This is a genomic window from Neptuniibacter sp. (assembly GCF_024231755.1).
Classification (GTDB): Bacteria; Pseudomonadota; Gammaproteobacteria; order Pseudomonadales; family Balneatricaceae; genus Neptuniibacter.
This window is the reverse complement of sequence record NZ_JAAEQH010000061.1, coordinates 1-20,370: the sequence shown is the minus strand read 5'-3', so window position 1 is coordinate 20,370 and position 20,370 is coordinate 1. Positions and strand designations below refer to the sequence as shown.

Below are 20,370 nucleotides of genomic sequence, written 5' to 3'. Positions count from 1 at the left end.
CTAACTCACCAGATAATACTTAATACGAATCGTTCGCATTATACGTATCAATCATAGCTTTGTGACAATCTTTACAAAACTTACAGATAAAAACTGGAATCCAAATTTTTGGGGAAATAAGATCCACCTGAGATCTATTTAGGAATAAGAAACTTGATGCTGAGGCCACCATTATTATTCACCTCAGCCCATATCTTTCCGCCTATAGCAGTCATTTGGCGCTTACAAAGGGCTAGACCAAGACCAAAGCCGCCCTGCTCTCTGGATCTGGCTTTATCCGTCCGATAAAAAGGTTCAAATATCTTCTCTAAGCAGTCTTCCGGAACACCCGTTCCTCGATCAGAAATAATAAGCAGGTAACTTTCCTGCTGTATGAGACACGAAATTTCAACAGACTCATCAGCCGGCGCATACTTCAATGCGTTGCGCAGGACATTTTCAATGCACTGGGATAAAACCTGCTGTGATGAGCCTGACAGATACAAATCAGCCGGATAATCTCTGTGAATTGACCTTCCAGGATACTCAAACTCTGCATCCTCGCTAATCAGGTTCAACAACGTTGCCAGATTAAAGTCGCCTTCTTGCTCAAGAACAGGTTCACTTTCCAACCAGGCCAGGGTCAGGGCATCCTCAACCAATCCATGCATCTGCCCAACCTCCCTTTCTAATCTAGGCAGGAAATTTTTGGTATCTTCTCCATCCTGTTTACAGATATCTATTGCCAGTCCGATGCGTGTAAGAGGAGTACGTAATTCATGGGAAAGATCCCCTAATAGCTGTCGCTGTGAAGTAACTAACCTTTCGATCCTATCAGCCATACTATCGAATGATGCAGCTACCTGAGTTAACTCATCTTTTCGGTTAGCAGAAATTTCAGGCAATACCCGAGCACTAAGATCTCCCTCTGATAGTTTGACTGTCCCCTTATTCAGCGCTTCAAGCGGCCGCATAAGATAGCGATACACAATCCAACAAAACAACATCAGCATAAGAGAAGGTATTACGATCGTGAGCAGATTATGTATCAGCGCGGTATTAACGTTTGGATACATAAAAGAAGGCAGCTCAATCACAAAAGATGCATTGCTTTCGGTGAAGTCCAAGCCTATTACCACATCTTTCATGAAGTGATGAATAGGCCAATAAACATACCTTTGAAAACCAAGATTAAGGTGGCCTGGTAAAGCTTTACCAGAAATAATTCGATTATCAGGCGATACAACCGCAGACCAAACATCTAACTCGTCCCTTACCTCTTGAGTAAGAGCGACAATAGCAGCAGAATCCCCTTGATTGTGAAGCGCTTCCGCCCTCTCGGCGTACGACAATAGTAATTGTTGATTATCATTGCTTATCTCAGTCATTGAGACAGTCAAAACCGATGAAACGTAATGCAGACTTGAGAAAACGATTAGAGAAACGGCAAGGAAGCTGAAATTCAATTTCCAGAAAAGACGCCTGCTCATTTATAGCAGTACCCCTGGCCACGTACCGTATGAATTCTCTTGGCCTCATCGGGCATATTCATTTTTGAACGCAGATTACTGACATGCATATCAAGGCTGCGATCATAACGGCTAAATGGTTTTTTAAGTACCAACTGATACAAGTAAGGCTTACTTAACACTTCATCTTTATGGCCTAGAAAAGTTTTAAGTAGTTCAAACTCAATTGGGGTTAACTCGACTTCTTGCCCTGCGATAGTCAATTGCTGATTATGTGTGTCCAGAACCAGATCACCATCTGTGATAATCGCACCGGACCTAACCGGCTTATTGTGATTCCGACTTCTACGCAGTAAGGCGACAATACGCAGCTCTAATTCTGTTGTGTTAAAGGGTTTAGGAAGGTAATCGTCCGCACCACCGTTAAATCCATCAATCCTATCCTGCTCAGCACCACAGGCGGAAAGCATTAAAACCGGTGTATCTTTGTATTTTCTTAAGCGCTGCAACAACTCAAGGCCATCTAACTCAGGTAGCATTTTGTCGAGAAGGATCAGGTCAAAGTTCTGATTAATGGCCATGACCAGACCTTCACGGCCATTAAAACTCTGAACGCAGTGATAGCCTTTATTGCGTAACAGCTCAGCAACTGAATGACTGACCTCTCGATCATCTTCGATCAACAAGATGCGAGCGGGGTTAAATGAAGTATCGTTCTGGTTTTCAGATAATTCGGGAATAGTTAGTGAGTTCATTAACTTTTAGCCTCTCAACTCATTTACAGCATTCATTTGATCCAGATAACGAATCCAGCCAGCTACAGTTTTTTCGTATTTACTGCTTTTTCCTGCCTGATCAAACGCACTGCGCGCAGCATCATATTTCTTCATATTAAGACGAGTAATGCCCAGCATCAGCTGCAACTCGGCAGGTTCAACACTTTTCTTCAGCGCTTTCACAAGGGTGGCTTCCGCACCTTTCCACTTGCGCTCCTGAATCTGTATCTGTGCTAACTGTGCCGCTGTTTTTTCATTGGGAGCAATCTGATTAAGGCGCTTAAGAATACCAATCGCCTTATCCATCTCTTTTGCTACGATCCATGCCTGACTTAATATCCTTAGATTGCGTACGGAAGCTTTAACAACTTTTGCTTTCATACCTTCCTGCAAAACTATGCCGGCTTGATAAGGGATATTCTGATTCATTAGTAATTGAGCTAATAAAGTGTAATCGGTGGGTTTACGCAGGATTTTGCGGTTATATCCCAGGCGCTGGGTAGCCAAAGCTGACTTACGCTGCTTGGCCTGCAACTGCAGTGAAACCAACTGACGCCACTCTCCTGGCTTATCAGAGTAGTGCCTGAGCAATACTTGCTGCTGTTTTGCTGCCTGTGACCATTGTTTTAAGCGGACATGTGCAACAACCTTAAGTTGATACCAATTCTGCGGTGCAATTTTCTTTGCATTGATCGCCTTGCTGATATGAGGCAGAACTAATTTCCAGCTTTCAAGCTGTGAATATGCCTGAGCAACCAATAGATGATCACTGGGCTTCACACTGCCTGGCACGGCTGCCATCCACTGCTTTAGATGTTTTATGCAGCTACTCCAGCTCTCCTGCATGCAGTACAACTGACCTAATGTATGATCAAGGTTATCCTGCTGATCTTTAGGCAAAGCATTTAAAACTTTTGCCTGCTTCAGATTTTTCAATGCAACTGAAAACTGCTCAGAATGAAGTGCAATCTGGGCCAAATTCTGGAACACCAGCGCTTTGGCATAATCAGATTTCATATTGGGCTGAGCCTGTTTTAGGAGTTTACGCGCCTGCGTCAGACTTCCCTCCTCCATGAGCTTAAATGCTCCTGAAAGCTGTTTATACTCGTACTGGGACAGCTGATTCCCAGCAGCAAAAGCCACCGGTGATAAAAGCAAAAGAAAGAGGAGAACAAATTTTCTCAACATGTTATCGCTCCAATTTAAATTCAAGTTCTTGACGAGCTTTAAAAGGCACTGCTTTACCGTCTACAACACGGGTTTTGAAACGCCAGCGCTGTATCGCTCTTAATACGGCGGAATCAAAAACACCTTCAGGTTTAGATTCAATCACCACCACAGAACCTGGTTTGACAGTTCCAGCTTCAGTAACCAGGAACTCGACCATGACCCGGCCTTCTAACTTTTTACGCAAAGCTCTGCGCGGATAACTTGGCGGCACCTGACTTAACGCCACGGGGTTTGTATCAAGAATCAGCTCAGGCGTAGGCATTACTAGATTATTCAGGGTAGGTGTAAGCGATAGCACAACACCTACATTGATATCCGGAACATTGACCGTTGGCACAGGTGAATTTACAGCCACCACCTCCTTCTGCATCTGCGGCATTTCAGGCTGAGTCTGAGGCACAATATCTTCAGGCTCAGGAGGCAGTTCTCTTTTCCTTAACTCTATCTGACTATCTTGACGCACCATGAGAAAGTTAAGGTCTGGTACTGATTCACGCTTAGGCTCAACACGAGCACCTATGCCAGACAGCATGGCCAGTGCATAGAACAGCAACAAGGCCATAAACAGTCCGGCAGGCGCGACAAGAATTGTACGAAACATTACTCAGCACCAGCCTGGGTAGCGACGGTGTACTGAACTTTGGCCAGACGCAGCTGATCAATAACTTTTACTAACTGACCTGTCGTCGCCATTTCATCTGCCTGGATAACAACATTGATCTCAGATTGTTCGCTTTTTAGGCGCTCAATTGCAGGACGAACCATTCGAACATCAACTGCTTTTCGATCAACCCAAATCTCATTATCCGACGAGATTGCAACGAGCACTGCCGTTTTGCTCTGTGATTCGCTGCTCTCCGCACTGGGACGGTTAACATCAATCCCCGCTTCACGCACGAATGAGGTAGATACGATAAAAAAGATAAGCATGATGAACACCACATCCAGCATAGGTGTCATATTGATTTCCGCATCATCCTGCTGCTGTGAAAGAAGCACGCGCTGTCTCATTGGCAAACGCCCTCATTTAAACTCAACCGTAGATTCTTTCGCTCAGATTCAGACCAGCGCGACAAACGGTTATAAAATAGAAGCCCTGCAACAGCAGCTGCCATGCCTGTCATTGTTGGGAAAGTTGCACTGGCTACGCCAGCCGCCATCATCCGTGGGTTGCCAGTACCGTAGAGAGCCAAACTATCAAACACCTGAATCATCCCGGTTACGGTGCCCAGCAAGCCAATCAAAGGGCACAACATGATTAGTGTTTTGATCATTGAAAACTGATCTGATAACGCCATATCAAGATCGCATAAAAGGCTTAGCCTTTTAGCTGGCAGGCTTTCCTTCCGCATTGAAGAAAGTGTATTACTACGCTGTCTGGGGTAGCTCCATAGCCGAAAACTCACTCGCTCCAACACGAGGGTAAACATTAGAAAGCTGACAGCCAGAATCAGGTAAAGAACCCAGCCCCCTGTCTGGAAAAACTGCCCTAATGCAAACAACCAATCATAAATATCAGGCAGCATCAGCAATTCTTTCATCCGCTTTTAGAGGCTCGACAGACAGTAAACCAAGGCTTTTTTCTTGGAGTAACTGGGTAATGCGACGGCTTTTTGCTGCCAAGTAGCTATGACAGAAAAGTAGCGGTATTGCTACGACCAGACCTAGCACCGTTGTCATCAAAGCCTGTGAGATACCACCCGCCATTAACTTAGGATCACTTGTACCAAACAGCGTAATACTCTGGAATGTAGCGATCATCCCCACAACTGTCCCCAAAAGACCTAGAAGCGGAGCTACAGCAGCGAGTAGTTTGATAATGCTCTGACCACGCTCAATTTTAGGAAGTTCTTTCAGGATCACTTCGTCAACTTTTAGCTCCAGCTGATCCAAACCTAAACCGGAATGGCTAACAGCCTGCAAAACACGACCCAAAGGATTGTTGTCTTCTAACTGAGCGGGCTGTGACAGCTGCTTTCGCACCTGAAGTTCAGTTATTGTCATGCGCAGCATTTGATACAGAGCAACTAACAAACCGATAACTCCCAATCCGATAATCAGGTAACCAACCTCGCCCCCCTGATGCAATCGTTCGCTGAGTTTTGGCATTCGGTCCAGCAGCATAAATAACTGGCCACGACTTGGGTCAATCAGCACATCTGTATTCTCACCACGCTGATACTGCGCCATATCCTGCTGAGAAGAAGGACCTGGCTGTGTTGGTAATACAGCTAGCTGTTGCTGCTGCAGATCCCAGCCCAAGAAACGCCCATCTGCGGTCGCCGCTGCAAAAGGCCCAACCCGTAATACTGTTGTCTCTTCAGATAGGCCATTAATATCTGTAACAGCTGTTTCAAATTGTTTGATTTCGCCGGATGCAGTCATCTCCAGCTGAAGCTGGTACCAGAGGTTCTGCAGATCTTTCAACTCAGGAACACGCTTTGATTCAGCAAAAGCAAGCTCATCCGTACGGTTCGGATAATCTGCACTTGTCATTGAATCTAGTAATATTGGACTAAGCTCAGCCGCAACCTCTTTAGCAACCCCAAAAACCTCACCCAATTGTCCTGAGCGCTGCTGTAACAGAGACTCTAGCTCAGCGAGCTTCAAATCGTTCTCGTCGAATTGGGACTTAAGGTTTTCCTGTTCTTCTTCTGCAGCAAGCAAACGCTGCCTGCTTGTAGCTAACATTCGTTTCTGCTGACCCAGATCAGCATTGAACTCAGCTTCACGCTTACGGTTGGACTCAGAATCTGCATTGCTAATTTGCTTAACATCATTTAATAGACCTCGCAGTGGCGCGGTCTCAGCAAGCACGTGAGAGGAGCATAGAGGTAATGAGAGTGAAGCAAGTGACAGGGAAAGACCCAGAGCAATTTTCTTTAACATTATTATCGCTCCATCTCAGGCAAAGGAAGGTTCAGCAAAGTAGGCACTTTCTGTTGTTGAGCAACTTGAATAGCTTTAGTCACAACCAAATTCTGACTATCGCCAAGCATTTCCCATGACTGAACAGACGGTTGCCACAAATAACTCTGCAAACCGTCCAAAGATTGGTAATACAGAGCCGAACGACCTAAACGAAGAAAAGTCACCTGCTGCAAACCATTAGCTTGAACTGCGCCACGATAAGCTTCGAAAGTACGTCCGTACTGTACTTCAACAGAATAAGCCTCGAGCAGTTGACGGTATTTTTCTGCAACACTAACGTCAGCGCGCAGCAACAACTTGCGCAACCGCTCAACCCGCTCTGCTCTCTCACTTAATAGAAATGGTGTATCTTTTTCTACAAACTTAGCCAGGGTTTCAAGCATGCGATTCAACATTGGCAAAACAGCGCGATCTGTCTCTTCAAGCGAATCGATCTGAGCTTGTAGATCAACAATTTCTTGTTCTTGCGAGGATATTAGTGCGCTAACCTGTCGGTTGTATGCCTCGGTTACGTCTGAAATGCGCTCATTACTTAGATACTCATCTACAGCTTCCTTTATCGCTATATCTGCAGCATCTATCCGCTGTTGCGACTGCTTGTCTTTCTGATGAATGGAAATGGTTTTAGAGGTGCCTGCCGTTAAATCATTTGAATGAGCGTGCCCAGCCAGGCTTGTTAAACAGCCTACGAAAATCAGCTTAGATAAATTAAGGCGCATACGATTATGTACATTGATAATTAAAATGAGAATGATTATCTTTTATTTTCTAGTGATATTCAACGCTCTTTACATTTTTTACAGAAAGCAGAAAAGCGCAGAAGATGAGAAATACCCCACCTCTTCTGAACAAGAGATGGGGGTGTTAACCACTTATGGGGTGTGTATATCAGTCATATCAACATCAACAACATGGCCTGGACCAGCATCCAGTAGAACGTAGTAATCATTCACAGGGACTGGAAACTTAAAACCAGAATTGAGATCAGTCCTACCTTTAAGAAGAACTTTATCCTCATACGAGAGAACCTCATAGGCGATATTTTCAGCCGAACTACCATCAGAAAAAGAGGCTAGACAACTCACATCTGCGCCCTCCTGTTTACAGTCCATAAAAATACTGTGGGCTGAAACTGGAAGTGAAAAAAATAACAAGAACACCCAAATGATATTAACGCGCATCGACTGTCTCCTTTCCATCTGGCATTAAGCTCCACGAAGTCTGATACGACTCCCCTCCCCATGTCACAGCTGTTATCCAAAGCTCACTATCATCCTTTAATGATCTAGGCAGCCTCAAATGCACATGCTTTGCCCCAACAGGCCCATGAATTAAGGTACCAGGAGCGCGCAAAGACCTTGGCTTACCTACACGCGCATAAATGAATTTAATTTCATTTAACGCCGCTCGATCTAAAGTTACATTGAGATTAGTTTGCCCCCCTTCGCGGATTGGCGGCAGATCTTTCTCCAACAAACCAGCTACAGCATTTGCTGAAACCATCCATGGGCCAAGCTCTCTTTCTTTATATACAAAACCACTCCCCTTCGTTCCCTGGCTGCTCAGGGTAAGTGCTATCCCCGTCCCCATCATAATTCCAGCCAAAGCTATAAAGTTGAGGTACTTAAATACTCCCATAGGCCCACCCCAAGGCTTAAGTACATTCCACCCTGACGATATTTTTTGAACCAGCGCAGAGTGTTTTTTTACTTTTTGAACAGCTCGTTTTGATCGCTTGTAGCTTATAAGCAACCCACTAACTGCAAGAAAAGTCATAGCCAGGCCGCCAAGAAAGTAAAAAGCTTTAACTACAAGATCCCAAGCTCCGCGCTCAGCCCAAGTTCCATAATGAACAGGGGCCATCGCAAGATCCGTTCTTTGCGTCATAAATAAGTCGTCTGCAAGGAAGGCAGCCACAATTTCACCACTATAGGGATGGACCATGATGCGATCACCGCGCCATTCGCTTAGCAGCACTTCACCGCTATTACCTACAATTTCATATGGATCAGCATTATGTTCAGGAGGATTAATAATATTGATTTGCATAGACGGATATGCAGATTGCACTCTGTTTACTATCTCTTTTACTGGTAGCATCTGCGGCGTGCCTGATTCACCTATAGAATCCAGATCGTCATAAGATAACAAGGGCTTACGCTCGTAGGCTTCGACATTACTTGGCGCACCAAAATACTTTACAAAAGGATCCTGATAGAACCACCAGCTTCCTGTGATCCCAATCACAAGAACGATCCATAAACTCCATAATCCAATCAGTTTGTGTAAATCCCCAAGAAAGACTCTCAGGTTGCCGGTTCGCGGTTTACGAAAGAAGTAACGCCAGAATTTTGGAAACGTCAGCATCCCTGTGACCAAAGAGATTAAGACGAACAATCCCAAGGCATTTACCACACTGTTACCCACTGCAGGTAAAAAAAGTGTAGCGTGCAGGAAGCCAATGAATTGACCTATTGATAGGAGAACTGTATCCCCTTTTACCTCTCCGGAATATGGATCTATCCAGGCATGACGCCAACCTCCATTGTCATCAATGAAACGGGCATAAGCGTTTAAGTGGGGGTAATTTTCACTGGTCCGAAAAAAGAACATTCCGTTATTAGGATAAGCCGCTTGCAAGCGATCAAGCAGCTCTCCAGCATTTAGCCTATCCTCCTGAATTTCCGCTCTCATCTCTGGATAGATCAACCAATCCAACTCTTGCTGAAAAACAGCCAAGGCACCTGTAAGCAGAACTATCGCTAGCAGTAAGGTAAGCTTTAATCCAACGAAGCTGTGAATTAGGTAAGCTATATATTGTCGTGAAAGTTTCTTTTTCTTATTTGATACCGTTGGGGCATACGGTTTTTTGTCTACTGTGATTGTCATTAGATTTACCAAAGACTTAACGCAAAAAAGCCCTACCTGAAGGGGTTAGGCAGGGCTAAATTCTTATTTAGAAAAAATCAGAATTTGTAACGGGCATTCAAAGTAGCATTCAGCTCTTCGCCGAACCCACAGTCTGCGGATGCGTATCGGCACCAAGAAACGTAGGTTTTATCACCCAGGTTTTTCACATCTGCAGTGAAATCCCAATTTGCAGTTTCGTAGCCAACCATCGCATCAACCAAAGTAACGCCATCAACAACCGGGGAACCGCCCCAACCAACATTGTTGCTAACATAACGGACACCTAAGCCGCTGCGGAAACCGTTACCAAACTTATAACTTGTCCAGATAGAAGACTGTCTTTCAGCCAGGTACGGTAAACGACCTCCATTAACATCTTTTGCGTCCAAATCAGAATAATTGAACAGTACACTTAGCTGATTCCAGTTTTTCCTTACTTCCAGTTCCCAGCCATCAATTTCAGCACCAACCTGCTGAACCCCTCCAGGGGTTACTCCATTGGTCACTCTATTCAGTTGCTCAATATAAAAGTATGCGAATGTAATAGAGGTGCTATTATCTGGGGACAGGTATTTAATGCCGTATTCCGTCTGCTCACCCTCTGTTGGCTCAAGCAAGTTATTAGCAGGGGTACCATCTGTTCCAGTATTAGGTTCGAAAGATTCCGAGTAGCTCACATAAGGCGAAATGCCCGATGCGAACTGATACATCAAGCCTGCATGACCTGTTGTCGCGCTTGAGGTGGTCGTAGATGAGCCTTCTGAAGTTGTGTCCACTTTATCGTGACGCGCGGCTAATGAGATAACGACATTGCCCCAGTTAATATGATCCGCAACATAAAAGCCTAACTGCTCAGTTGTAACTGAAGCTGGATCAGTAATTGACGCTGCTGGGATTGCCGCCACGCTGCCATAAACAGGATCATATGCATTAATAGGAGTACCCGCATAAGCCCCGTAGTAACGATTCCACTCATCAGTTTCAATATCTTGGCTATCCACACCAATAAGAACTTTATGTGAAGTCTCACCCAGCGTTAACTGCCCGTTTAAACGCGCATCCCAGTTCAGTCCCTGAGTACTTTTATCACTGGTGAAAATTGTACGACCAATATTGCCATCAGCGTCTGGAGGTACTGGAATGTTAGCCCAATGCTCCCGCGTACTGGTTTCAGCATCAACATATCGCGCTACTGCAGTAAGGCTCCAAGCATCATTAAACTGATGCTTAATCTCTGCGGTATAGGCCTGCTGCTCGCGATCATAACGATCCCAATCCGGCTCACCGATATAAGTAGAAGGAGACAGATAACCTTTAGGCCCTTCTTCCAAAGTTCCTTGTGTTGGCAGGAACTGAGCCGTGATACCACCCTCACGCTTCTGATAATTAGCCAGCAGAGTTAGCTCTGTTGCATCAGAGACTTTCCAAGTAACAGATGGACTAAACAGCAATTCATCATCATCGACATGGTCAACCTGTGTACCACTGTCACGTGCTAAAGCGACCAAACGAACCAGAACTTTACCTTCGTTATCGACAGCGCCAGTCCAGTCAGCAGCTAACTGTTTACGCTCAAAAGACCCCACTTGCGCCCAAAACTCGCCCTGCTCTTCAGCTTTCGGACGTTTCGTAACAGCATTCAAAATGCCACCCACTGAGCCTTGACCATAAAGAACGGATGAAGGTCCTTTCAGAACTTCAATCTGCTCCAGCGCATATGTACTTGGTCTTACATTGTTGTAAAAGCTGTAATGGGAACGAAGACCATCAAGATATTTAAGCGGATCAACACCTCGCACTTTGGCTGAATCAACGCGGGTATCAATACCAAACGCGCCAGAATAGATTCCAGAAGTGTACAGCAGCGCATCCTGAATGCTTTTTGCGCCAGTCTCACTGATAAATTCTTGGTCTATGATAGAAACGGAATAGGGTAATTCTGAAACAGGTGCCCCCACTTTACTGACTTGCGCATCAAGTTCTAGAGGCATTTTCTTTGAGGTAGCATCAGTAGCGACAACAGTAATCTTTTCTGAGTCCAATACCTCCGCATCCGCTGCAACTGAAGCTTGAGCTATCGAAACCGCAGCAATGCATGCGGATAAATATGAATAACGAAACATCTATGTCCCTTCCTATTTTTAATTCGCATGGAATATAAATGCTAATGGTTATTGATTGCAATAATCTTTACATTTGGTTTTATGGGCACCTAATTAGACGAAATACAGCCCTTTAACAAGACTCATCCAAGGCAGTGAAATATAGCTTGAGAATAGAAAAGCCCCATCAGCATTGCCGACGGGGCTAATCAAGGTCCGTAAGGGGGCGGACCCGGAAAGCCAATGAAACTTATGCTCCTACGCTAACGAAGGCTCAAAAACTCCGCACTCAAAGCCTATCTGCCAACCATCACAGACAGACTCCCAGCATCAGGTTTAGAACTGATAAGAAGCAGTGACATAAACATCGCGACCTGGCTCATCGTGACCTTTGATCATGCTGTAGCCAGGATTACCCGTCCAGTCAGCAGTGCTTGCATGACTCAGGTACTGCTTATCAAACAGGTTCTTCACAGTCAGGCTCAATGTTAAACGATCCTGCTCAAGACCAACCCATTTCAGGTAAACATCATGTGTTCCATATCCTGGTTTTTTAGCAGTGATTTTCTCGCCATAAGCATCAATTTCAAACTCTGAGATACCTTTAACAAATTCAGCTGTCCAACCAACGCTCAAGTTATTGTTAAACGCATAATCAAGGGTAAGCGCCAATGTATCGCCGATGCTATTGGCATTAGAGCCATATTCATAACGCGTAGCAATTTCACCATCTGCTTCAGTATCTGCAATATGCAAGCTGGCTTTAGCTGTTAACGCACCCAGTTGATAATCAGCATTAAGATAAAAACCATCGGTTTCTAGGTCTTCGTCCAAATTGACAATGTATAGAGAGCGGCCAACATAGTTATTCCCAAATGGGTTTTCGATAGTCGTCCTATAAGCGCTTAGCGCCACATGGAAATCATCAGCATAATAATCCAGACCTAGCTCAAAAGTGTGAGCCTCTTCCGCTTCAAGATCTGGACTATTGTTGTAAGCTTCGATTCTATAAGAATCCACAATTTCAACGCCACGGATCGCTTCTGCATAACCTGCGCTAAAGTGCAAACTATCTGTTAGCTCATAGTTAACACTGATATTTGGAGAAACGGCACTATCGCTGAATTCATGATCCTGCCAATCAGTTAAATCGTAATCATCGTAACGCAGGCCAGCAGACAGGGTTAGTTCATCGGTAACTTCTACAATATCCTGTACAAAGAAACCTTTAACTTTACCCGATTCGGTGTCACCACCCGGGTATGTAGGCGAATAGTATGGGTAAGTCAGCGCACCATCGTCTTTTCGATAGCTGGCACCAACAATCAATTCATGATTGCCAATGTCACTTTTGTTCTTGATTGTTACCCCAGATGTTTCAACTGATCCCCAGACGTCTTCCTCATCACGGTACTGCTCTGATTCTGTGCGATAGGCATTGATCGAAAGATCAATCAACTCATTATCAATAGAATCAAATCCGTAATTGAAGGTAAACGTGTCACGCGAGCCTTCGATTGGGAAAAGCGGATTCCTCGGACCACCAATCCACTCAGGGCGCATATGAATATCCCCCTCCTCTTCCAGTTGCTCGTAGCTCAAGGAAAGGTAGTGCTCTTCAGATACATTAGCGACCAGCTTCAAATAACCCAACTGACGCTCTGCTTCTGTACCCGTCAATAAATTCCCATCAGCATCTTCCAGATCATCCTGATCTGAATGAATGAAGCTTGCCAGACCGCTAATTACACCGCCTGAGTCTCGACCATAAACACTTACACTGTTCTTAACGCCATCACCATTAGAGTAATAAGTGCTTTTCAGCAAAGCGCCAAAATTTTCAGAACCACGCAGTAAGTCTTCAGGATCTTTGGTGGTAAACCGGATAGCACCACCTAAAGCGCCTGGGCCTGCCGTTGCTGTTGCGGTACCAGCCTCAATCTCAACCTGTTTCAGTAACTCAGGCTCAATCAAAACACGGCCCGAGTGATGGAAAATACCTGCTGCCACTTCAGCACCATCAATTGAGATATTCAGCGCATCTTCACCGACGTTGCGTAAATATACTTTTTGACCTAATCCTACAGGCCCGCCAGCACTCACTGTTGCATCTACTTTAAACAGATCATCCAGATTATTTGCTTGTAACTTTTCAATATCTTCAAGCGTAATTAATTGATCAATACCACCGGTAGCCTGACCAACAACATAAATCATTTCCAGATTCTGGCCGCTTTTATCACCCCGAGTATCAGTATCATCTGCCCATGCAAAACCACCATGGCTAATCAAAGCTACAGCGGCAGCTAGTGCGTTGGTTTTAAAACCATGCTTACAAAATATAGAAGATTTCATTACAATACCAAATAATAACTATTTACATTTGCGAAGCATTATCGATATTTAGGGAGCAAATGTAATAACGTTTACATTTGTTACTTTTCATAGAAAAAGAGATGTGATGTTAAAGAATAGTGAGCACGTGAAACCAAGCCTTCAGGGCCAAGCGTTAACTCGAAGACAGAGCTGAAATTAACCACCCTGCTGCTTTAATCAGGGACATCATGCCGTTTGAGTGGACAGGAACATGAAGCTAGATTTTCAAGGTCACTGTAATCAATAAGCCACCTTGTGGCTGATTAGCCGCAGAAATGCGGCCCGACAGAGCCTCAATCTGCCTTTTGGCCAATGCCAAACCTAAACCAAAGCCCCCTGAGTCTTTACCCCTTTCTTTTTCAACGCGAAAAAAGGGCTGAAATATCTTCTCTAAATATTCATCAGGCACACCCGGCCCTTGATCTGCAATAGTTAGCTGAAAATGATCTTTGAGCTTAATCAGCTCAACTTCAACCTGCCCGCCCACCGGCGTGTAACGCAAGGCATTGCGAACAACATTCTCTAATGCCTGCCCCAAGACACGGTTATTTGAGCCTTCAATTGGCGCAACATCAGGCAGATATGCCTGGATGCGACGATCAAAAAACTCAAATCGAGCATCATCAATTATGCTATCAAGCAGATCGACCAGGTCCATTGGCTCCGAACTAATGATAGGCTTCTCAGTATCAATCCAGGCCAAAGTTAGCGCATCCTCAGATAATGCCCGAATACAAGCTACGTCTTTTTTAATACGCTCAATTGAATCCTGGCTCGCTTGCTGATCTTTAGCGTTAAGCGCCATTTCGATACGTGTTATCGGTGTTCTTAATTCATGAGAAAGATCTGCTATCAACTGACGCTGAGTAACTATCAACCCCCCTGTGTGCTCAGCCATAGCATCGAATGTTTGTGCCAAACTAGCCAGCTCATCATTTCGACGACCTAATGAGTCACGTACTCGCACATCATAATTCCCAGCTGCAAACTGTCGCGTAGTTTTTTCTAATTTACGAATTGGGGAAACTAGATGCCGGTACAACAACAAACAAACAACGGCCAAGACACAAAACGGTAGGCCCACCTGCAACATCAGCTGTGTGGTTTGCCATAGGTTACCTGGCCGCATGCGCTGCGGCAGACGGATAATGAAGTGCGTTTCACCATCCTCAAAAAACAGGTCCATTACCGGATTGTAGTTATGATAGAGATGAATCATCCATTCAATACTTCGTCCAAGCCTGAACTCATCTACATAACTCTGATCTATCTTATTTCCGGCGATTAGGTGCAGCTCCGGTGAAACAATGGCAACCCAGGTATATTCTTTATCCTGTAGTTGAATAATCCATCTATTGAGTTCATCCATATCACCTTTTACATACAGAGATTCTGCATGGTTGGCCCAGGCTCTCATCTCCTGCTGGTGATGATCAGCAATATAGCTCATCTCCCGCTCAGTATGATTTACCAGCCAATGTATCCCAGCAAAAAGAACAACGGTGCCCGCCACTAGAATGGCAAACAGCTTCCAGAACAAACCATGATTCATTTATAACAGTACCCTTCGCCATGTACTGTTTCTATATGCGAAGCATCAATGCCTGCCTTGGTTAGTTTTCTACGAACCCTGCTCAGGTGCATATCAAGACTTCGATCGTAACGGCTAAAATCACGATTCATAACCGACTGATAAAGATAAGGCTTACTCAACACCTCGCCTTTACGAATAACCAAAGCCCATAAAAGCTTAAATTCCATTGGGGTTAGAGTTAGTTCTGCAGCGCCTTTAGTGACACTATTTTTCTTTCGATCTAGCTCGAAGCAGGTAGTTTGTAGGAGCGTTTGCTCTATATGCGTTGCCACATTGTTACGCGTTCTGCGTAACAATGCTTCTATACGTAGTAGAAACTCTGTGACATTAAACGGTTTAGAAAGATAATCATCGGCTCCATTGCTGTACCCGGTAATGCGCTCCTGCTCGGCACCGCAAGCAGTTAACATCATCACAGGGGTTTGACGCTTCTTGCGCAGCTTGCTCAATAAGTTGAAGCCATCAAGGCCTGGTAACAGCACATCAAGCAACACCAGATCATAAGCATTACTTAATGCAGAAACCAACCCCTGCCTACCATCGAAGCGCTGATCAGTTTCATAGCCATTCTCGGATAAAAGTGAGCTAATCTGATGATTAAGGGTTCTATCATCTTCAATGATAAGAATACGTGCTGCACTGCTCATTACATTCGCCACATCAAATAACAACAATACCTATTTGCGAATGAATTCTATTTGCAACGAAGAAATAAATCAATTTATGAATTTATAACCCATAACAGCAAACATCTACTGAGGAGCAACTTCAAATGTCATATAGCGAGCTGACCATCGCACATCAGCCATGGGTGAATTTTCTTGAGAGTACAATGTAGCAGCCATCAACCAAGCGCCTGGTTGATCCGGAGTAAAGACCACAAGGCCGCTATCATCAGTTGTTAAGAGTATGCTTTTACGCTCATCACGATAGCGAGTGCCATTAGGAGTTATTTCAACCTCAACCCCAGCAGCAGGCTGACCATCCAATAGCATTTTAACGGTAACCTCCTCTCCCTCAACAATATCGCTAGGATGGGTTACAGGAACTAGCTCAAGCCCCTTCCCTTTGGGCTCGAGAACGGTGTCCGTGGGCGCATTGCGAGTAACATAAACCACCGTGGACATATCAAGAACTTCCGTACGCACCTCTCTTGCACGCTCTGGCAATCGCCCCTGAACTTCCACCTTATTTCCGGGAATGTATTTTACCGTTTCTCTCTTTCCTGTTTTGTAGCCGGTGTAATAGAAAATTGGGCGCTCCTCATAGATCTTATAAGTTCCGTCCATTTCAAACTCCAGATCAAATACGCTACGACGATGACCGGTAAAGAAGTTTCTTAGATAATTCTGATCACCATCAGGTGAAATGATGCGAACGTTCTGTGCCGATATGCCTTTATCTACGCTAAATACAGAGTGAGATGCCGTCAGATCAAAACTCACCCACTGGTCTTCATCACCAGAGATAGTGAATTCCCCTGGTAGTATCCAGCGCGGATGGGCCTGAACGCCCAATGCCAAAGAGGCAAATATAGCTAAAACCATTCCTTTAACACATATCCCCCTTGCAACCTTCACCGTCAACAGCTCCTTATCCTTACTCTTTTTGGATACACCTCTCTTGGTTTCATCAGTCAATCTTCCACCTAAATTGCAGGCACCCTGCCTTTGCTATTGCTTTCTAGAAACTGTGAAGACAATGGTCGAGCTGACCCAAGAGATAATAAAAATGCCAATCTAATTCAGACGCCCCGACACCCCCAGTGTTGTTACATTTTTTACGAGTTTGAGAAAAGGCGCGCTATTTATTTCGCAATTGCAAAATTAAACCTTGCTAAAGTTCGAAGCGCTCTATATTATTCGCGCCACATTGATGCGGGGTGGAGCAGCTTGGTAGCTCGTCGGGCTCATAACCCGAAGGTCGTTGGTTCAAATCCAGCCCCCGCTACCAGATTCAAAATAAAAAAGGTCATCCATCGGATGGCCTTTTTTATTTTCTGCTACAACGTTGAGTTTGTTCCTATAATTCCTTGGTTCAACGATTGCGCAGCAATCATAATCGAGCGCTTCAGCGCGAAGCCCGCAGGGTGGTTACAGCCTAAAGCTGTAACCAATAAATCCAGCCCTACTAATCCGCTCCACCTAAAAAGGTCATGCATTTCCAAAACCAGGATGGCCTTTTTTATTTTCTGCTACAGCGCTGAGTTTGTTCCTTTAATTCCTTGGTTCAACGATTGCGCAGCAATCATCGCCGAGCGCACTGCGCGAAGCCCGCCAGGGTTATTGCAGCACTGAGCTGCAATAAGCAAATCCAGCCTCTAATACACTCCATCTAAAAAGCTCATACATCTCCAAACCAGGATGGCCTTTTTTATTTTCTGATACAACGTTGAGTTTGTTCCTATAATTCCTTGGTTCAACGATTGCGCAGCAATCATCGCCGAGCGCAATGCGCGAAGCCCGTTAGAGTTATTGCAGCACTGAGCTGCAATAAGCAAATCCAGCCCCTTGCCTCTCGCCCCAAAAAAGATCATACATCTCCAAACCAGGATGACCTTTTTATTTTCTGCTACAGCGCTGAGTTTGTTCCTTTAATTCCTTGGTTCAACGATTGCGCAGCAATCATAATCGAGCGCTTCAGCGCGAAGCCCGCAGGGTGGTTACAGCCTAAAGCTGTAACCAATAAATCCAGCCCTACTAATCCGCTCCACCTAAAATGGTCATGCATCTCCAAAACCAAGATAGGCTTTACGATCTATTTTAGGACGGTCACAAAACGTAGCGTTGGTTACTTGGTTACTCTTGCTCTTTATAAGTATCACGCGATTTGTGAATAGGCTTAGCTCTGATGATCAGCCAACAAACCCGGCCATCACCTAACCAAATTTGCACACAAGCAATTCCCTACTATCTTCTATACACCCTACTCGATTCAATATTGCGTTCAACGCAACACAACAATCGATATATATCATTTTACGCGACACACCTAATACATTAGAGTAGCCGCATAATAACCAATCTGTCAGTTAACTCTGACTTAATTAATACGGAATCAGGAAATGTCTAACAACTATTTCAACACGCTTCCTCTGCGTGAACAGCTGGAACAGCTGGGCAAATGTCGTTTTATGTCTATGGACGAGTTCAGCGATGGCGTTGAAGCTCTGAAAGGCAAAAAAATGGTAGTAATCGGCTGTGGTGCACAGGGTCTGAACCAGGGTCTTAACCTGCGTGACAGCGGCCTGGATGTTTCCTACGCTCTACGCCCTGCTGCAATTGCTGAAAAGCGTCAGTCTTGGAAAAACGCTACTGAAAACGGTTTTGTTGTTGGTACATACGAAGAACTAATCCCTACTGCGGACGTTGTTCTGAACCTGACTCCAGACAAGCAGCACACTCCTGTTGTTGAAGCAGTTATGCCTCTGATGAAAGAAGGCGCTTGCCTGTCTTACTCTCACGGTTTCAACATCGTTGAAGAAGGTATGCAGATTCGTGACGACCTGACTGTAATCATGGTTGCTCCTAAGTGCCCAGGTTCTGAAGTACGTGCTGAATACGTACGTGGCTTCGGTGTACCAACACTAATCGCTGTTCACGAAGACAACGATCCTAAAGGTGAAGGTCTTGCACTGGCTAAAGCATACGCTGTAGGTACTGGCGGTCACAAAGCAGGCGTTCTGATGTCTTCTTTCATCGCTGAAGTTAAGTCTGACCTGATGGGTGAACAGACTATCCTGTGCGGTATGCTGCAGACTGGTTCTATCCTGTGCTTCGACAAGATGGTTGAGAAAGGCATCGATGCAGGTTACGCATCTAAGCTGATCCAGTACGGCTGGGAAACTATCACTGAAGCTCTGAAATACGGCGGCGTGACTAACATGCTGGATCGTCTTTCTAACCCAGCTAAGATCAAAGCATTTGATCTGTCTGAAGAACTGAAAGTGATCATGCGCCCACTGTACAACAAGCATCAGGATGACATCATCGACGGTACTTTCTCTCGCGTGATGATGGAAGACTGGGCGAACGATGACAAGAACCTTCTGGGCTGGCGCGCAGAAACTGCTGAGACTAACTACGAGAAGACTCCGGCAGGCGACGTAGAAATTTCTGAACAGGAATTCTTCGACAACGGCATCCTGATGGTTGCTATGGTTAAAGCAGGTGTTGAGCTGGCATTCGAAACGATGACTGCTGCTGGCATCATCGCTGAATCTGCTTACTACGAGTCTCTGCACGAAACTCCGCTGATTGCTAACACAATCGCACGTAAGAAACTGTACGAAATGAACGCAACTATCTCTGATACTGCAGAGTACGGCTGCTACCTGTACAACCACGCTTGCCTGCCACTGCTAGGCGACTTCATGAAAAACATCGACACTGATGTAATCGGCAAAGGTCTGGACCTGGCTGACACAGGCGTAGACAACGCTCGCCTTATCGAAGTTAACGCTGCACTGCGCGCACACCCTGTAGAAGCAGTAGGTGCTGAACTTCGTAAGCACATGGCCGACATGAAGAAGATCGTATAAGTCATTATTACTTAAACACTTCTTTTAGATAGAAAGATAAAGCCAGGGCCTTTGGCCTTGGCTTTTTTTTGCCCTTTTACTGCGTTTTATCGAGCTATTTATTAGAACCATGAACAAGATCATCGTCGAAAATTACAGCGCTGAATTTGGTGAATCATTCACCCTTTCCAACATAAACTGGACTCTGGAAGAAAATCAGCACTGGGTGGTTACTGGTACAAACGGTTCCGGTAAATCTGCATTGTCAGCTATTCTGGCGGGAGCTGGTGAGCAAACTTCTGGTTCTATATCAGGATTACCTGAACGCGTTGAGCTGGTTTCTTTTGAGGCTCAGGCGGAACTGATCGAGCGTGAGTTAAAGAAAGATGACGCCGACATTATGGACGTTATCTCTGAGGGCACCCCGGTTCGTCAAATCCTTGAAGAAGGTAAAGACGAAAACCCTGATTTCGATGCTGATCTG

Annotated in this window: 17 protein-coding genes and 1 tRNA gene; 3 read left to right on the top strand and 15 right to left on the bottom strand. The window is 45.0% G+C overall.

Features of this window, described 5'->3' with window-relative positions; all coding sequences use genetic code 11:
* Window positions 1-134: 134 nt before the first annotated feature.
* From GY843_RS02270 to GY843_RS02200, 15 genes are all read right to left on the bottom strand, one after another.
* Entirely contained in the window at window positions 135-1,469 is a 1,335-nt protein-coding gene (locus GY843_RS02270; protein ID WP_297306098.1) for a sensor histidine kinase, read from the bottom strand.
* Entirely contained in the window at window positions 1,466-2,203 is a 738-nt protein-coding gene (locus GY843_RS02265) for a response regulator transcription factor (protein WP_297306097.1), read from the bottom strand. The genes GY843_RS02270 and GY843_RS02265 overlap by 4 nt, the downstream gene beginning before the upstream one ends.
* Before the next feature lie 6 nt (window positions 2,204-2,209).
* On the bottom strand, window positions 2,210-3,412 hold the full coding sequence (locus GY843_RS02260; RefSeq protein WP_297306096.1) for a hypothetical protein: 1,203 nt from the start codon (window positions 3,410-3,412) through the stop codon (window positions 2,210-2,212).
* Window position 3,413: 1 nt separating this feature from the next.
* The gene (locus GY843_RS02255; protein ID WP_297306095.1) at window positions 3,414-4,055 is read right to left on the bottom strand and encodes an energy transducer TonB; all 642 of its coding nucleotides are present in this window, start codon (window positions 4,053-4,055) and stop codon (window positions 3,414-3,416) included.
* The gene (locus tag GY843_RS02250) at window positions 4,055-4,465 is read right to left on the bottom strand and encodes a biopolymer transporter ExbD (RefSeq protein WP_297306094.1); all 411 of its coding nucleotides are present in this window, start codon (window positions 4,463-4,465) and stop codon (window positions 4,055-4,057) included. Before GY843_RS02250 ends, GY843_RS02255 begins: the two co-directional genes overlap by 1 nt.
* Complete coding sequence (locus tag GY843_RS02245; protein ID WP_297306093.1) at window positions 4,462-4,980, bottom strand: MotA/TolQ/ExbB proton channel family protein; 519 nt, start codon at window positions 4,978-4,980, stop codon at window positions 4,462-4,464. The genes GY843_RS02250 and GY843_RS02245 overlap by 4 nt, the downstream gene beginning before the upstream one ends.
* Complete coding sequence (locus GY843_RS02240) at window positions 4,970-6,343, bottom strand: MotA/TolQ/ExbB proton channel family protein (RefSeq protein WP_297306092.1); 1,374 nt, start codon at window positions 6,341-6,343, stop codon at window positions 4,970-4,972. The genes GY843_RS02245 and GY843_RS02240 overlap by 11 nt, the downstream gene beginning before the upstream one ends.
* A gap of 2 nt (window positions 6,344-6,345) precedes the next feature.
* Window positions 6,346-7,104 (bottom strand): DUF3450 domain-containing protein, encoded by a 759-nt coding sequence (locus GY843_RS02235; protein WP_297306091.1) that lies wholly within the window; start codon window positions 7,102-7,104, stop codon window positions 6,346-6,348.
* 153 nt (window positions 7,105-7,257) lie between these two features.
* A complete protein-coding gene (locus GY843_RS02230) occupies window positions 7,258-7,470 on the bottom strand; it encodes a hypothetical protein (RefSeq protein ID WP_297306090.1) in 213 nt (70 codons plus the stop codon).
* Between the two features lie 85 nt (window positions 7,471-7,555).
* A complete protein-coding gene (locus GY843_RS02225) occupies window positions 7,556-9,274 on the bottom strand; it encodes a PepSY domain-containing protein (RefSeq protein WP_297306089.1) in 1,719 nt (572 codons plus the stop codon).
* A gap of 77 nt (window positions 9,275-9,351) precedes the next feature.
* On the bottom strand, window positions 9,352-11,418 hold the full coding sequence (locus GY843_RS02220) for a TonB-dependent siderophore receptor (protein ID WP_297306088.1): 2,067 nt from the start codon (window positions 11,416-11,418) through the stop codon (window positions 9,352-9,354).
* A 315-nt stretch (window positions 11,419-11,733) separates the two neighbouring features.
* Window positions 11,734-13,752, bottom strand: a complete 2,019-nt coding sequence (locus tag GY843_RS02215) for a TonB-dependent receptor (protein ID WP_297306087.1) — start codon at window positions 13,750-13,752, stop codon at window positions 11,734-11,736.
* Window positions 13,753-13,990: 238 nt separating this feature from the next.
* A complete protein-coding gene (locus tag GY843_RS02210; protein WP_297306086.1) occupies window positions 13,991-15,325 on the bottom strand; it encodes a histidine kinase sensor domain-containing protein in 1,335 nt (444 codons plus the stop codon).
* A complete protein-coding gene (locus GY843_RS02205) occupies window positions 15,322-16,014 on the bottom strand; it encodes a response regulator transcription factor (protein WP_297306085.1) in 693 nt (230 codons plus the stop codon). The genes GY843_RS02210 and GY843_RS02205 overlap by 4 nt, the downstream gene beginning before the upstream one ends.
* Before the next feature lie 105 nt (window positions 16,015-16,119).
* Entirely contained in the window at window positions 16,120-17,007 is an 888-nt protein-coding gene (locus GY843_RS02200; RefSeq protein WP_297306084.1) for a DUF4198 domain-containing protein, read from the bottom strand.
* Between the two features lie 236 nt (window positions 17,008-17,243).
* On the opposite strand from GY843_RS02200, the gene GY843_RS02195 reads away from it, so the two are divergent.
* The 3 genes from GY843_RS02195 to GY843_RS02185 form a co-directional block, all read left to right on the top strand.
* A tRNA-Met gene (locus GY843_RS02195) sits at window positions 17,244-17,320 on the top strand.
* A 1,111-nt stretch (window positions 17,321-18,431) separates the two neighbouring features.
* Window positions 18,432-19,907 carry a ketol-acid reductoisomerase gene (gene ilvC, locus GY843_RS02190; protein ID WP_297306083.1) on the top strand — a complete coding sequence of 492 codons (1,476 nt, stop codon included), beginning with the start codon at window positions 18,432-18,434 and terminating at the stop codon, window positions 19,905-19,907.
* 109 nt (window positions 19,908-20,016) lie between these two features.
* A partial coding sequence (locus tag GY843_RS02185) for an ATP-binding cassette domain-containing protein (RefSeq protein ID WP_297306082.1) occupies window positions 20,017-20,370 on the top strand: 354 nt, incomplete at its 3' end.